Source organism: Nonomuraea sp. NPDC059194 (genome assembly GCF_042754765.1).
Taxonomy (GTDB): Bacteria; Actinomycetota; Actinomycetes; order Streptosporangiales; family Streptosporangiaceae; genus Nonomuraea.
Map to the genome: position 1 here is coordinate 1 of NZ_JBHZBH010000036.1, position 14,624 is coordinate 14,624.

Here is a 14,624-nt window from a genome sequence, read left to right on the forward strand (position 1 = left end):
CGATGTCCGGACCGGCGACGAAGCCGTCCAACGACATGCTCTTGTACAGCACCACGGCACCCATTGAGACCTCCTGAACGTTGTCCTTAGGAGTTGGAGCTAAGTTCCGGCGGTCCGGTAAGTGGCCGGGAACCTCCGGAGCTATTTGGCCAGACATGATCTCTTGACGGCAAGAGTACGGCCCCGCCTTGGCGGGGCCTGAGGTTGTCGATGTGGTGGGTCGCGGGTTCGAGGCGGGGGCCTCACATGACTCCGATGATCAGGTTCTCGCGGGCGGCTTCGACGACTTCCTTGGTCACGGTGGTGAGCTGGTTGATCTCCAGGACTCGTGCGATCTGGTCGACGAGGCGGGTGATGAGGCGGAAGTTGCCGCTGGTGATGCGGGTGATGGCAGCGACGGCTTCAGTAGTGTCCGTTCAGGCGAAGATGTCCTCTTGCCCTGTCGTGGACCTGTGAGATGTCAGGTTAGTTCGAACGACGGTTGCCAGGACTGTTCGGAATGATCTTGCATTTTCGGTGAGCGCCCTGCTCTGAAGCGGGGGCGCTTTCTGCATTTTGGACGGCTCTGGCGTTGTCTGGCAGAAGCCAGTGCGGAACGTGGTGATGTTTTCTGAATTCTTGGCGGGCTTTGCGCCGGCGCTCCAACTCGTGGAAGCTCAGTCTCCCGGTCGGCGTGCCGTCCACGGTGCGACCTCGCGTGTGAGGGAAGGTGGTGCCGGGTTCGACCTGCTCGGAACCGACAACTCCGGCCAGCCACCGCTCAAGCACGTAGGAGTCCCAAATGCCCATCCCTGTGCGGCCCAAGAGCTGGTTGAGTTGCTTGGCCACGGGTTCGACCTCGGGGGTGAACTCGTCGCCCGAACTGATGATCTTCTCTGCGGCCAGGCGCCATGCGGGAGAGAGGAAGAGTTCAGTGATCTGGACGGCCTCTGGGGAGAACGCTGCGATGAACAGCGACCCATCAAACGACTGGGAGCGGACGCCCAGCCGCTCCATCCGGACCAGCCGCTCAAGCCGAACCGTCCAGGGGTCTTCCGGGTCGGACGATGCGGAGGGACGCAGGACGAGACAGAGGCGAAGCGAGGCCTCAAACGCGTTGTAACAGGCGAACCGCCGTCACGTACGCGAATTCGAAGTCGCACGCTAACGCAGGATCCCCACCAGCCACAGGAGGTGTCATGATCGTCATCTTCCTTTGTTGTTTGAGCGTCGAGAAAACGGACAGTGGTCAGCGACAAGTTCTGTCAGTAGCTCACCGTAGTTGAGGAAGCCCTCTCGCCCTCGTCGGTAGGGCACCGGCGAGGGCTTCTCGAGAGTGGTGCAGACCGCTGCTAGGCGATGTATCCCAGCACCAAGGCGGCGATCACCGGGCCCATGTACAGCAGGGGGAAGACGACGGTCGAGTACGAGCGCGCCCGGAGCACGGTGACCACGGCTCCGGCGAAGTACAGCACCAGGCCGATCCCGGCCAAGAGGCCGACGACCGGCACGAACAGGCCGACCAGCAGGCCCACAGACCCTGCGGCCTTGGCTGCGCCGAGCCAGGTCCACCACGAGCGGGGGACGCCGTAGTCCATCAGCGGCTTCACGACCCACTCGGCGCGGCGAAGGAGGGAGAAGGCAGAGAAACCCACCCAGAGGGCGGCCAGGACGGTGACGATGGCGGCGGTGGTGGACATGGGGACACTCCCTTAGCTGGTGTTTTCTTTGTGATACCAATCCTGCGAGCCCCGGTTGATAGTTCCGCGATGCGTTCACGATGCGATGGAGATCAACCAGCCGACCCGTGAGCCTTCTGTCGTTCCGCGCGCCGCGCCGGTTTTCGGAGGCGTTGGCGTACGTTCCGGTACCGACACAGCTCGCTACCGCCCAGATTCGGTTGTTCAGATGACCGTCACCGGGGCCAGCTCGGGCCGCTTGGCCGTACGGCCGTCGCCCGAGGAGCGGCCACGCAGCCGGCGGCCGATCCACGGCCCGGCGAAGCCCGCCGCCCAGCGCAGCTCCGTCGCCGCCACCCGCCAGGCCGACGGCCGGGGCAGAGCAGGCAGTGGCGCCATCCAGGTGTCGTCGCTGCCCGGCAACTGCAGGCCGTACGCCAGGGCGGCGGCGATGCGGGCGTGCCCCGCGGGGCTGGCGTGGAGCCGGTCGGCACTCCACATGCGCGCGTCGGTGGCGAACTCCAGGCCGAAGGTCTCGATCAGGATGACGTCGTGGCGGGCGCAGGCGGCGCGGATGCGCTCGTTGAAGTCGACCACCAGGGGCACCAGCCGGCGGGCCATGGGCGCGATCTTGCCGATGTCGGGGTAGGTGACGGTGACCACCCGCGCCCCGGCCGCGGTCAGCGCCACGAACATCTCCTCCAGCACGCCCGCCACCGCCGCGGCGTCGAAGCCCGGCCGGATGAGGTCGTTCACGCCCGCCATGACGGTGGCCACGTCGGGGCGGAGCGCCAGAGCCGCCTCCAGCTGCTCGTCGCGGACCTGGGCGGCCAGGCGCCCGCGCACACCCAGGTTGGCGTAGAGCAGCTCGGGGTTGGCGGCGGCCAGCAGCTCGGCGAGCCGGTCGGCGAAGCCGCGCAGGCCGCGCACGTCGTCGCCGTCGCCCAGGCCCTCGGTCTGGCTGTCACCGAGGGCGACGTAGCGGTGATAGGTGGTCATGGCCCGGTCCTTCCATCGTGCGCGGCACGCACGCTCAGCGTGCGCGCGGTCTGCAGGCACCACTCGCGCATCTCCCGCTCCAGGCGGCAGCCGCCCAGACAGGTCAGGTAGGGGCCGATGCGCTCTCCCCTGGCCAGGAAGGTCTCCTCGTCCAGGCCGCCGCGCAGATTGACCAGCATCTTGTCGAAGAGGGCGAGCTTGACCGCGGCCTCCTCGGCCCGCTGGTGCAGCTGGTCGATCAGCGGTCCGGGGTCGGCCACGTCGGCCGCGTGCACCTTCACCACCAGGTCGTCGCGAATGAGCAGGGGCTTGCTCGGCGCCGCGGCGAAGGCGGCCAGCTCGCCCCTCCCGGCCTCGGTCACGGTGAACACCCGCTTGTTGGGCCGGCCCTGCTGGACCACCTCGCGCCCGGCCACCAGGCCGTCGGCCTCGAGTTTGGTGAGCTCGGCGTAGAGCTGCTGGGGGGCGGCGTACCAGAAGTTGGCCACGCCGACATCGAAGATCTTGGCCAGCTGATAGCCGCTGTACTCGCCGTCCAGCAGCGCCGCCAGCACTGCGTGCCGGAGAGCCACCCTAGACATATCCATGACTAATCATGAGTATGACTATAGGGGTTGAGGCGGCGGATCGCGAGCAAGAACTTTAGATGTGTCCCCCATTGATGCGGTACGCACCGCTTACCCCGCTCTGTCCGATGGCTACGCCTACCTCGACGGCGCCGCCGGCACCCAGACGCCCACCCCGGTGATCGAGGCCATCGCCGCCGCCTACCGGGCCCTCAGCTCGGGTCGCTGCGGCCCCCGCCCTCTCTGATTTCCCTTGTCGGTGGCACGAGCCGCGAGGAAGTCGGCGAACAGTCGGTTGACGTGCTGAGGGCAGTCGGTGCTGAGGGCGTGGCCGCAGCCGTCGAGCTCGTGGACCTGGGCTCCGGGCATGAGACGGTCGAACACGCGCGCCTGCCCCACTGGGTTGACGGTGTCCTGCCTGCCCCAGACCACCAGCGCGGGCGTGACCGTACCGGGCATGGCGTCGATCGTCTCGCGCCAGTCGAGGCCGCGTTCGAGCAGATACTGGCTCTCCAGGTTGTCGGCGAAGGTGCCCGGCGCCCAGAAGGCGTCCACGTCCTGCTCGGTCACCTTCTCCTGGTGGACGTGTATCCGCTCGAGCGCGGCGCGCGAGCTGGACCTGTCGGCGTAGTACATGTTGTTCCAGATTTCCCCGATGACGGGATATTTCATGATCTCGTAGACCCAGGTGTCGCGGGTGGAGGCGCCGGACGGTGCCAGCAGCAGCAGGCTGTCGACCCGATCGGGGTACCGCTGCGCGTAGGCCAGTGCCCAGCCGCCGCTCCACGACAGGCCGCCCAGGGCGGGCCGATCGATGCCCATAGCGTCAAGAAATGCCCCGATCGCCCTGGTCATCCCGTTCAGGTCCCAGGCGAAGCGGCGGTCCTTGAGCGAGGTGAAGCCCTGGCCGGGCAGGTCGACCACGTAGACGGTGTGGTCGCGAGCCAGTTCGGGGAGCTGGTGGCGCCAGCCGTACACCCAGGAGGCCCCGGGCGAGAGCAGCACGACCGGAGTGCCGCTCCCCTGCCTGAGGTAGTGGAAGCGGGCCAAGGGCGTGTCGATGAAGTGCGAGGTGCGCAGGAGGTCGGGCCGGTAGCCGCTCGCCTCCGGCGGGCGGTAGCCGTAGGCGCCGTAGAGGGCCGCGGACACGAGCAGCGTCAGGGTCACGGCCAGGGCGGCGAGGATGCGAGGTCGCATCGGTTTCTCCAATCGGTGGGGGTCCACCTCAAGGAGGAGGCGACGGCTGCCGACGTTCCCTCAGGATTGCCATGCCTGGCGGAAACTCCTCCGTGCCCGCGCCAGCCTCGACTTGACCGTGCCCACGGGCACCTCCAGCAGCCGGGCGGCAGCCGCCTCCTCCAGCCCCTCGAGGTCGCGCAGCATCAGCACCGCCCGGTGCTCCGGCGAGAGCCGCTCCAGGACGTCGCGGATGTCCACCGCGCTCTCCACGTCCTGCCGCGACGGCAGCTCGGCCAACTCCGCGGGGCTCGCGCGGCCGTCGCGCCTGGCGATTCGCACCGCTTCACGTACGGCTATCGCGCGCGCCCAGCCGTACAGCGCCTCGGGCTCACGCAGCCCGCGCAGGTTCTTGAAGACGGCGATCAGCGCCTCCTGGACGGCGTCGGGTCCGCTGTCGAGCGCGATGGGGCCGCAGATCCGGCCGAGGTACGGCGTCAGCTCGTTGAGCAGGTCGCTCATGGCCATGGTGTCCCCGCGCTGTGCGGCCAGGACCAGCTCGACGGTCACTGGGCCCGCTCCTCGATCCGGGCAGCCAGCCGCGCCAACGCCTTACGCCCAGCCGACCTCACGCCCAGCGGCACCAGCGCGGAACGCCCCGGCACGCGAAGACCACCGGTCTGCGCGACCAAAGTGCCACCGGGTACGGCTGTCGCCGCCAGGCCGACGAGCAGGAACCTGGACTGCATCCAGCACCAGCCCGGTCGCAGATCGACGGCGAACCGGGCACGCATGCCGTACCTGCTGCGAGCCTCGGCCACCAGCCGCCCGTCGCCGTCGTCGGCGACGATCCGCACGCGCCGCATGTCCGGCTCGAACGTGCCGAATTCCCGCTCCAGGTCGCTCGCCACCTCCCACACCAGCTCGATAGGGGCAGGGATGACGCGCTCGGCGACATGCGCGCCAGGGATGGCGGCGGCCAGCGCCCGCAGGCGCCGCACCGGGTCCAGATCAACGACAGGCCAGTTCATATACGTCCAGAGGCGTCGAGGGGGCCAAAGGTTCCATGGAACCATCGGGAAATCCGCCGCCTCCTTGAGGGCATGAACACCACACGTCTCGGCGCCATCGTCGCCGCCATCCTGGTCGTTGACGCCATGGCACACCTGTACTGGCTCATCACGCCCGCATCCGACCCCCGTGCGCTGTCCATGGCCGTCCTCAACGTGGAGGTGCCCTTCACCCCCCGGGTCCTGCTGCCGCTGATCCTTCTGCTGACCACAGCGGCGACGGCGATCGTCGCGGTCTCCAGGCGCCGGGGCGGGTGGCCGGCGAAGGCGGTCGCGCTCGCCCTCGGGGCAGGGCTGCTGGTGCGGGGAGAGCTGGGCCTGGCGTGGGCCCTCGGCCTCGGCACGGACACCGGCACGCCGTTCTACTGGCTCAACCTCCTGCTTTACACGCCTGTCTGCCTGATCACGGCCAGCGCGGTGGGCCTCATCCTGGCGCGTACGCAGAAACCGGGTGCGCGGGTTTGACCGGCGCCACCGCCCCATCGGCCACCGAGAACCAGTGACTCCTGTCGTTTCCAGTGACACGAACTTGTCGCTCAACATTTGTCGGACTGCTCCCCGGTGCAGGGTTAACCCGAAGTTGCACGATCGTGGGCAATGTACGTCCGGACGCGGCAAGGTTCGCGTACACAGGACAACCCGGACGGCCGAGCCCGATCGATTGACCCGGCGTTTCAGGATTGTTACCCGCCACAACAAACTCGGCCGGTTGTGGGTCTTCCAAAGCAGGCCGCCGCGGAATACGTTGCCGCAAACAACATTCACCCGGTACGGCAGGCGCCGCCGTACCGCAGGTGGCCCCAACCCCCCATCCCATCCCCCAGAAAGGACCTTGCACATGCGCAAGGGGATCCTCAGCCTGACCGCCGCGGCAGCGGCGACCACCCTCGGTCTCACCGCGTGCGGGGGCGACAGCGGCGGCACCACCCAGGCCGGCCCTGCCCAGTCCAGCGCGGCGCCCGCCTCCAGCGCGGCCGCCGCGGGCAAGATCGGCGTCATCCTTCCCGACAGCAAGTCCTCGGCCAGGTGGGAGACCGCGGACCGCAAGTACCTGGAAGAGGCCTTCAAGGCCGCGGGCGTCGCCTACGACATCCAGAACGCCCAGGGCGACAAGAACGCCTTCCAGACCATCGCCGACCAGATGATCACCAACGGTGCGACCGTGCTGATGATCGTGAACCTGGACTCGGGCACCGGCAAGGCCGTGCTCAGCAAGGCCAAGTCGCAGGGCGTGGCCACGATCGACTACGACCGGCTCACGCTCGGCGGCGGCGCCGCCTACTACGTCAGCTTCGACAACACCAAGGTCGGCACCCTGCAGGGCGAGGGCCTGGCCAAGTGCCTGACCGACAAGAAGGCCGACAAGCCCATCGTCGCCTACCTCAACGGCTCGCCGACCGACAACAACGCGACGCTGTTCAAGCAGGGCTACGACGGCGTGCTCAAGCCGAAGTTCGACTCCGGCGAGTACGTCAAGGGCCCGGACGAGTCGGTGCCCGACTGGGACAACGCCAAGGCCGGCACGATCTTCGAGCAGATGCTCACCGGCGAGTCGAAGATCGCCGGCGTGCTCGCGGCCAACGACGGCCTCGGCAACGCCGCCATCACCGTGCTGAAGAAGAACAACCTCAACGGCAAGGTGCCGGTCACCGGCCAGGACGCCACCGTCCAGGGCCTGCAGAACATCCTCGCGGGCGACCAGTGCATGACCGTCTACAAGGCGATCAAGAAGGAGGCCGACGCGGCGGCCCAGCTCGCCGTCTCGCTGGCCAAGGGTGAGAAGCCCGCGGCCACCGGCAGCGTCAAGGACACCGAGAGCGGCCAGGACGTCCCCGCCGTGCTGCTCGACCCCCAGGCGATCTTCTTCGACAACGTCAAGGACGTCGTGGCCGACGGCTTCGTCACCAAGGACGAGCTGTGCGCGGGCGAGTTCGCCGCCAAGTGCACCGAAGCCGGAATCCAGTAGGCCGGAATCCAGTAACCCGCGGCCAGGGGTACGGCCGGCGACGGCCGTACCCCTGCGGAGGACGCAGATATGAACCCCGTTCTTGAAGTCCGAGGGATCGACAAGAGTTTCGGTCCCGTGCAGGTCCTGCACGACGTCACCTTCTCCGTCTACCCCGGCGAGGTGACCGCGCTGGTCGGCGACAACGGCGCAGGAAAGTCCACCCTGGTCAAGTGCATCGGCGGGATCCACCCGATCGACGCGGGCGACTACTACTTCGACGGCAGGCAGGTGCAGGTCAGCGGCCCGCGTGACGCCGGCGAGCTGGGCATCGAGATCGTCTACCAGGACCTCGCGCTCTGCGACAACCTCGACATCGTCCAGAACATGTTCCTGGGCAGGGAGCGCAGGAGCGGGCTGGTGCTCGACGAGGCCACGATGGAGGAGATGGCCCAGCAGACCCTCTCCGGCCTCTCGGTCAGGACCGTGAAGTCCATCAGGCAGCAGGTCTCCAGCCTGTCGGGCGGCCAGCGGCAGACCGTCGCCATCGCCAAGGCCGTGCTGTGGAACAGCAAGGTCGTCATCCTCGACGAGCCCACCGCGGCGCTCGGCGTGGCCCAGACGGGCCAGGTGCTCGAACTGGTGCGCAGGCTCGCCGACAAGGGCCTGGCCGTCGTGCTGATCTCGCACAACATGAACGACGTCTTCGCCGTCTCCGACCGGATCGCGGCGCTCTACCTCGGGCGGATGGCCGCCCAGGTCAAGACCTCCGACGTAACCCACGCGCAGGTCGTCGAACTGATCACCTCCGGGCGCAGCGGAGACCTGGGCCTCAAGAACGGGACCTCGGCATGAGCAGGACACTCACCAGCGAATCCGCCGAGGACGGGGCGATCGTCACCGCGGCCCGCCGCCCCTCGGTCGCCAACAGCGCCCGCGCCTACCTGGAGCGGGTGCGCGGCGGCGACATGGGCGCCCTGCCGGCCGTGGCAGGACTGGTCGTCCTGTGCACCGTCTTCACCGTGCTCAAGCCGGTCTTCCTCACCCCCGTCAACTTCGCCAACATCTTCCAGCAGGGCGGCCAGGTCACCGTCATCGCGATGGGGCTGGTCTTCGTCCTGCTGATCGGCGAGATCGACCTGTCGGCGGGCTTCGCCAGCGGCCTGTGCGCGGCCGTGCTGGCCGTCACGCTCACGAACATGGGCCTGCCCTGGTACGTCTGCGTCCTGGCGGCGATCGCCACCGGCGTCGTCATCGGCCTCGTGCTCGGCGTGCTGGTGGCCAAGCTCGGCATCCCCTCCTTCATCGTCACGCTGGCCGGCTTCCTGGCCTTCCAGGGGGTCCTGCTGGCGATCCTCGAAGAGGGCACCAACATCTCCATCCGCGACGAGACCATCCTCGCCATCGCCAACAAGAACCTGCCGGCGGTGCTCGGCTGGGGGCTGTGGCTGGTCGGCGTCGGCGGCTACGCGGCCGTCCAGATCGCCAGGTCGGTCAAGCGCGGCGGGCGCGGTCTGGTGGCCGACCCGTACTCCCTGATCGCCGCCAGGGTCGGCACGCTCGCCGTCCTCGCGGGCGTCGCCGTCTTCGTGCTCAACCTGGAGCGCAGCCGCAACCCCGCGGTGGCGTCACTGAGCGGCGTGCCGGTGGTCGTCCCGATCGTGCTGGCGCTGCTGGTCGTCTGGACGTTCGTGCTCGGCAGGACCCGCTTCGGCCGCCACCTGTACGCCGTGGGCGGCAACGCGGAGGCCTCCCGCAGGGCCGGCATCAACGTCGACCGGATCAAGGTCAGCGCGTTCGTCATCTGCTCGGCCATCGCGGCCGTCGGCGGGATCATCGCCGCCTCGCGCGGCGCGTCCGTCGACCCGAACACCGGCGGCAGCCAGGTCCTGCTGTACGCCGTGGGCGCGGCCGTCATCGGCGGGACCAGCCTGTTCGGCGGCAAGGGCAGGGTGCTGGACGCCGTCCTCGGCGGCGCCGTCATCGCGGTCATCGACAACGGCATGGGCCTGCTGGGGTTCGCCTCCAGCGAGAAGTTCATGGTGACCGGGTCGGTGCTGCTGCTGGCGGCGGGGGTCGACGCCCTCGCCCGTCGTAGGGCCGCCGCCGCTGGTCTAAGGTGATCAGCGACTTCGGCAGTGCAAAGGATTCATCCACGATGCGAGCGGGCCCGTCCCAGGAGGAGATCAGGCGCCACAACCTCGGCGCGCTGCTTCGCCATGTCCATCTCGGCGGGCCCACCTCGCGGGCCGAGCTCACCTCCAGGATGGGCCTGAACCGCAGCACGATCATGGCGCTGACCTCCGACCTGACCGCCGCGGGCCTGGTGCGCGAGGAGTTGCCGCGCGAGAGGGGCCGCGCGGGCAGGCCGTCCCTGGTGGTGCGGCCCGAGTCGGCGCGAGTCTACGTCTTCGCCTTCGATCTGGGCCCCGACCGGCTGGTCGCGGCCCGCGTCGGCCTCGGCGGGGTGATCCTCGACCGGCGCGAGGCCGTACGGCGGCGCGGCGCCTTCGACCTGGACGAGGTCGTCGGCGCGCTGGCCGGCTTCGCCAGGCAGATGCACCGCAAGACCCGCGCCGACACCGTGTGCGTCGGCGCGGCGGCGGCGGTCGCGGGCGGGGTGCGCAGGAGCGACGGCGTCGTCAGGTACGGTCCCAACCTGCTGGCCGAGGACGTGCCGTTCGGTGAGGCGCTGAGCAAGAGGCTGGCCCTGGGCCTGCCGGTCAGCGTGGGCAACGACGCCAACCTCGGGGCGCTCGCCGAGCACACCCGAGGCGTGGGCGCGGCCGTACGCGACCTGATCTACCTGCACGGCGACGTCGGGGTGGGCGGCGGCGTCATCGCCGGGGGACACCTGCTCGGCGGGCACGAGGGCTTCGGCGGCGAGGTCGGCCACATGATCGTCCACCCCGGCGGGCGCCTGTGCGGGTGCGGCTCCCACGGTTGCCTGGAGGCGGAGGTGGGGGAGCGGGCGCTGCTCGAAGCGGCCGGCCGCGCCCCCGACGACCGGGAAGGGCCGCTCGGCCGCGACGCGGTCAGGGCCGTCGTCGACGCCGCCGACAGGGGCGACATCGTCGCGCAGGCCGCGCTGAGCCGCGTGGGCGACTGGCTCGGCCTGGGCGTGGCCAACCTGGTCAACGTCTTCAACCCGGAGATGGTGATCTTCGGGGGGATGCTGCGCGAGATCTACCTCGGCGCGGCCGCCCAGGTCCGCAGCCGCCTGGCCGTCGACGCGCTGCCCGCCCACCGGGAGAAGCTGCGGCTGCGCACCTCGGCGCTGGGCGACGACGCCACGCTCGTCGGCGCGGCCGAGCTGGCCTTCGCGCAGGTGCTCGCCGACCCGCTGGAGGCGCTGGCCAGAGCCGGCGGCTGACCGGCCCGCTGGAGGCACCGGCCGGAGCCGAGCGCCGGCCTGCCCCGCAGATGACGATGTCCGCGACCGGGACCCGGCCGCGGACATCGAGGTGAGAGGGTCAGGAGACGCGAGCCTTGGGCGCGGCGAAGGTGTTGCAGGCGTCCGGCGTCTCGGCGTCGAAGCCCTTCTTCAGCCAGTAGGCGATGTTGGCCGGCTTGCCGTGGATGCCGTCGTCGAACCCGGCCTGCGCGACCTTCAAGATGTACTTGAAGTCGAAGTCACGACGGCCGAGCGAGTGCCACACGCTGCCGATGAAGGCGCCGGAGAAGCACTCGGCCTGCAGCTCGATCCTGCGGGCCTCGTCGTAGATCTGCTTCTTGCTCTTGCCCTTGTACCTGTCGACGACCTTCAGCATGCCGGTCAGCTCCTGGATGTGGTGACCGTACTCGTGGGCCACGACCTCCATCAGGAACAGCTCGGTCGGCTCGGACAGGATGAAGGGGTCGAGCAGGACCGTCATCTTCCGCTCCGGCGGGCAGTAGAGCGCCTGCGCGCCCGCCGGGAACTTGCCGCACTTGCCGACAGACTGGCCCGGCTTGCTCACGACCGCGAACTTCGGCTTGGCGAAGGGGATCTTCGCCTTGGCCAGCTGCTTGCTCCACGACTCGTTGAGGCAGTCGAGCACGAACTCCAGGTAGACCTTGGCGCCGTCCAGCGAGTCGCGCTGGATCGGCTGCTCCTGGCACTCCTTCAGCTCCATCGCGCCGGACTTGTAGACCCTGTTGTCGGTCAGGACCGGGGGAAAGCCGGAGGTGCCGGCCGCGGCCGTACCGGCGAACAGCAGGCTCGCGAGGGCACCGGAAAGTACCGCGAATAAGGGGGAACGCATAGTCACAGGACTTTAGACCACACAACGGCCGCGCCGGAAGGCGCGGCCGTTGGACGGAGAAGGGGGCTAGGAGACGTACCTGGAGGGCGAGGTCCAGGTGTTGCACGCGGCGGGCGCCCCGTACTTCCAGCCGCGCTGCATCCAGCGGGCCTGGTTGGCGCTGGAGCCGTGGTCGTTCTGCGGCCAGATGTCGGCGCCCTTCTCACCGAACCAGTCGATGATCTGCTGGTAGTACGCCTCGTCGACGGGAAGCGTGTCCTGCACCGAGCGCATGTAGACCGCCGACAGGCACTCGGCCTGCAGTTCGAGGCGGCGGGAGTAGGCGAGCTTGGCGGACTTGCTCGCGCGCCAGCTGGCCTGGGCGTACCAGGGCATGATGCCGGCGACCTGCTGCACGTGGTGGGCGTACTCGTGGGCCATGAGGCGGCCGATGCCGACCGGCGACGGGTTGCGCAGCTCCGTCTTGGTGATCAGCATGTACATGGTCCTGTCGGAGGAGCAGTAGACGCCGGCGGCGCCCGTCAGCCACCTGCCGCAGGCGGTGTTGCGCTTGGTGGTGATGATCCGCAGCCTGGGCTTGGAGAACGGCATCCTGGCCTGCTTGAACTCCGAGGCCCAGGACCGGTTCAGGCAATTGGTGAACGTCTGCAGGAAGCGCTTGTAGGCGGCCGTGCTGCCACGCTGGATCTCTCCGGCTGGACAGTTGCCGGCGAGCGTCCCGGTCTTGTACAGCGGGCTGCTCGTCGCCGCGGCCTTCCCTCTCGGGGGCGCCGCCTGGGCGGCTGCCTTGACCGTGGCCTCCTGGGGGGTCGTGGTGGACGCCTCGGCGGCGCCTGCCGTACCCACACCCATCAGGGCAAGAACCAGTCCGGCCGACACAAGTGACGAGAGTTTCCTCAGGGGGACAGTGTTCATAATGGGTCAACCCTAGGCCAAGATCGGACAAATCAGGGTGCAATTGACTCCATGGAGTCAGCCTCTGCTCCACGAACTAGACTCGATCCGTTGACGAGTGGATGAGGGGATGATTCCGTGAGCGGGCTGCTGGCCTCGATCAAGGGACCGCACGACGTCAAACGGCTGGCAGCGGAGGAGCTGCCGCGGCTCGCCCAGGAGGTCCGCGACCTCCTCGTCGACTCGTGCGCCCGCAACGGCGGCCATCTGGGGCCCAACCTGGGCGTCGTCGAGCTGACCATCGCGCTTCACCGGGTGTTCGACTCCCCGGGCGACCCGATCATCTGGGACACCGGCCACCAGTCCTACGTGCACAAGATGCTCACCGGGCGCGCCGGCGGCTTCGGCGCGCTCAAGCAGGAGGGCGGCCTGTCCGGCTACCCGAGCCAGGCCGAGTCCCCCCACGACTTCGTGGAGAACTCCCACGCCTCCACCGCGCTGTCCTACGCCGACGGCCTGGCCAAGGCGTTCAAGCTGCGCGGCGAGCGCGAGCGGGTCGCGGTCGCGGTCATCGGCGACGGCGCGCTCACCGGCGGCATGGCCTGGGAGGCGCTCAACAACATCGCGGCGGTCAAGGACCTGCCGTGCGTCATCGTGGTCAACGACAACGGGCGCTCCTACTCGCCGACCATCGGCGGCCTGGCCACCCACCTGGCCAAGCTCAGGATCGACCGCCGCTACGAGGACATGCTCGACTTCGTCAAGGACAAGATCGGCAACGTTCCGGTCGTCTACGACGCCCTTCACGGCATCAAGAAGGGCCTCAAGGACGTCCTCGCGCCGCAGGTGATGTTCGAGGACCTCGGCCTGAAGTACGTCGGCCCCATCGACGGCCACGACGAGCAGGCCGTGGAGGAGGCGCTGCGCAAGGCGCGCGGCTTCGGCGGCCCCGTCATCGTCCACGTCCTGACCCAGAAGGGCCGCGGCTACGCGCCCGCCGAGAACCACGACGAGGACCAGTTCCACTCGCCCGGCGCCTTCGACAGGGACACCGGCGTGGAGAAGCCCAAGGGCCGCATCTGGACCAACGTCTTCAGCGAGGAGCTCGTCGCGCTCGGCAAGGAGCGCGACGACCTGGTCGCGATCACCGCCGCCATGCTCCACCCGACCGGGCTCAACGCCTTCGCCGACGCCTACCCCGAGCGCACCTACGACGTCGGCATCGCCGAGCAGCACGCGCTGACCAGCGCGGCCGGGCTCGCGCTCGGCGGGCTGCACCCGGTCGTCGCCGTCTACGCCACCTTCCTCAACCGCGCCTTCGACCAGTTGCTGATGGACGTCGCCCTGCACAGGCTGCCCGTCACGGTCGTCCTCGACCGGGCGGGCGTCACCGGCGACGACGGCGCCAGCCACAACGGGATGTGGGACCTGTCCATCCTCCAGGTCGTCCCCGGCCTGCGGATCGCGGTGCCGCGTGACGGCGAGCGGCTGACCGAGCTGCTGCGCGAGGCCGTGGCCGTCGACGACGCGCCCACCGTGCTGCGCTTCCCCAAGGGGCCCGTCGCCGAGACCGTCGAGGCGATCGGCAGGCTCGGCGAGATGGACGTGCTGCGCGAGGGCGAGCCCGACGTGCTCCTGGTCGCCGTCGGCCCCATGGCGCACGTCGCGCTGGAGGCCGCGCGCCTGCTCGACGCGCAGGGCATCAACGCCACCGTCGTCGACCCGCGCTGGGTCAAGCCCCTCGACGAGGCGCTGGTGCCGGCCGCCGCCGCCCACAAGCTGGTGGCCGTCGTCGAGGACAACGGCAGGGTCGGCGGCGTCGGCGACGCGGTCGCCCGCCTGCTGCGCGACAACGACGTCGACGTGCCCGTGCGCACGTTCGGCATCCCGCAGCGCTTCCTCGACCACGCCAAGCGGCCGAAGATCCTCGGCTACGCGGGCCTCACCGGACAAGACCTCGCCCGCGACATCACCGAGGCGGTCGCCCGCCGCAGCCCCGCTCTGGAGAGCCAGCCCGCCGAGCAGTGATCTCCCGCCCACCGCGGCGCACGACGGCACATGCCGGGGTCTGG

General features: G+C 69.3%; 15 protein-coding genes. 6 read left to right on the top strand and 9 right to left on the bottom strand.

Annotated features, from left to right (window positions below; all coding sequences use genetic code 11):
• Positions 1 to 465: 465 nt before the first annotated feature.
• From ACFXJ8_RS33375 to ACFXJ8_RS33405, 7 genes are all read right to left on the bottom strand, one after another.
• On the bottom strand, positions 466 to 996 hold the full coding sequence (locus ACFXJ8_RS33375; RefSeq protein ID WP_379647975.1) for a hypothetical protein: 531 nt from the start codon (positions 994 to 996) through the stop codon (positions 466 to 468).
• A gap of 335 nt (positions 997 to 1,331) precedes the next feature.
• Entirely contained in the window at positions 1,332 to 1,679 is a 348-nt protein-coding gene (locus ACFXJ8_RS33380) for a DoxX family protein (protein WP_379647976.1), read from the bottom strand.
• 204 nt (positions 1,680 to 1,883) lie between these two features.
• Positions 1,884 to 2,657, bottom strand: coding sequence for an SGNH/GDSL hydrolase family protein (locus ACFXJ8_RS33385; protein WP_379647977.1), 774 nt, complete (start codon positions 2,655 to 2,657; stop codon positions 1,884 to 1,886).
• On the bottom strand, positions 2,654 to 3,229 hold the full coding sequence (locus ACFXJ8_RS33390) for a PadR family transcriptional regulator (RefSeq protein WP_379647978.1): 576 nt from the start codon (positions 3,227 to 3,229) through the stop codon (positions 2,654 to 2,656). Before ACFXJ8_RS33390 ends, ACFXJ8_RS33385 begins: the two co-directional genes overlap by 4 nt.
• 195 nt (positions 3,230 to 3,424) lie before the next feature.
• On the bottom strand, positions 3,425 to 4,420 hold the full coding sequence (locus tag ACFXJ8_RS33395; RefSeq protein ID WP_379647979.1) for an alpha/beta fold hydrolase: 996 nt from the start codon (positions 4,418 to 4,420) through the stop codon (positions 3,425 to 3,427).
• A gap of 60 nt (positions 4,421 to 4,480) precedes the next feature.
• Positions 4,481 to 4,969 (bottom strand): RNA polymerase sigma factor, encoded by a 489-nt coding sequence (locus ACFXJ8_RS33400; RefSeq protein WP_379647980.1) that lies wholly within the window; start codon positions 4,967 to 4,969, stop codon positions 4,481 to 4,483.
• A complete protein-coding gene (locus ACFXJ8_RS33405; RefSeq protein WP_379647981.1) occupies positions 4,966 to 5,430 on the bottom strand; it encodes a hypothetical protein in 465 nt (154 codons plus the stop codon). Before ACFXJ8_RS33405 ends, ACFXJ8_RS33400 begins: the two co-directional genes overlap by 4 nt.
• Positions 5,431 to 5,502: 72 nt before the next feature.
• Between ACFXJ8_RS33405 and ACFXJ8_RS33410 the strand changes: the two genes are divergently transcribed.
• The 5 genes from ACFXJ8_RS33410 (at position 5,503) to ACFXJ8_RS33430 (ending at position 10,787) form a co-directional block, all read left to right on the top strand.
• Positions 5,503 to 5,934, top strand: a complete 432-nt coding sequence (locus tag ACFXJ8_RS33410) for a hypothetical protein (protein WP_379647982.1) — start codon at positions 5,503 to 5,505, stop codon at positions 5,932 to 5,934.
• A gap of 373 nt (positions 5,935 to 6,307) precedes the next feature.
• On the top strand, positions 6,308 to 7,435 hold the full coding sequence (locus ACFXJ8_RS33415) for a sugar ABC transporter substrate-binding protein (protein ID WP_379647983.1): 1,128 nt from the start codon (positions 6,308 to 6,310) through the stop codon (positions 7,433 to 7,435).
• Positions 7,436 to 7,504: 69 nt separating this feature from the next.
• A complete protein-coding gene (locus ACFXJ8_RS33420; RefSeq protein ID WP_379647984.1) occupies positions 7,505 to 8,269 on the top strand; it encodes an ATP-binding cassette domain-containing protein in 765 nt (254 codons plus the stop codon).
• The gene (locus tag ACFXJ8_RS33425; RefSeq protein ID WP_379647985.1) at positions 8,266 to 9,537 is read left to right on the top strand and encodes a sugar ABC transporter permease; all 1,272 of its coding nucleotides are present in this window, start codon (positions 8,266 to 8,268) and stop codon (positions 9,535 to 9,537) included. Before ACFXJ8_RS33420 ends, ACFXJ8_RS33425 begins: the two co-directional genes overlap by 4 nt.
• 35 nt (positions 9,538 to 9,572) lie before the next feature.
• On the top strand, positions 9,573 to 10,787 hold the full coding sequence (locus ACFXJ8_RS33430) for an ROK family protein (protein WP_379647986.1): 1,215 nt from the start codon (positions 9,573 to 9,575) through the stop codon (positions 10,785 to 10,787).
• A gap of 100 nt (positions 10,788 to 10,887) precedes the next feature.
• Here ACFXJ8_RS33430 and ACFXJ8_RS33435 read toward each other — a convergent pair whose 3' ends face one another.
• Entirely contained in the window at positions 10,888 to 11,658 is a 771-nt protein-coding gene (locus ACFXJ8_RS33435; protein ID WP_379647987.1) for a neutral zinc metallopeptidase, read from the bottom strand.
• Positions 11,659 to 11,724: 66 nt separating this feature from the next.
• Positions 11,725 to 12,537 carry a neutral zinc metallopeptidase gene (locus ACFXJ8_RS33440; RefSeq protein ID WP_379647988.1) on the bottom strand — a complete coding sequence of 271 codons (813 nt, stop codon included), beginning with the start codon at positions 12,535 to 12,537 and terminating at the stop codon, positions 11,725 to 11,727.
• Between the two features lie 153 nt (positions 12,538 to 12,690).
• On the opposite strand from ACFXJ8_RS33440, the gene dxs reads away from it, so the two are divergent.
• Positions 12,691 to 14,580: a 1-deoxy-D-xylulose-5-phosphate synthase gene (gene dxs, locus ACFXJ8_RS33445; RefSeq protein WP_379647989.1), complete on the top strand. Its 1,890-nt coding sequence runs from the start codon at positions 12,691 to 12,693 to the stop codon at positions 14,578 to 14,580.
• Positions 14,581 to 14,624: the final 44 nt, after the last annotated feature.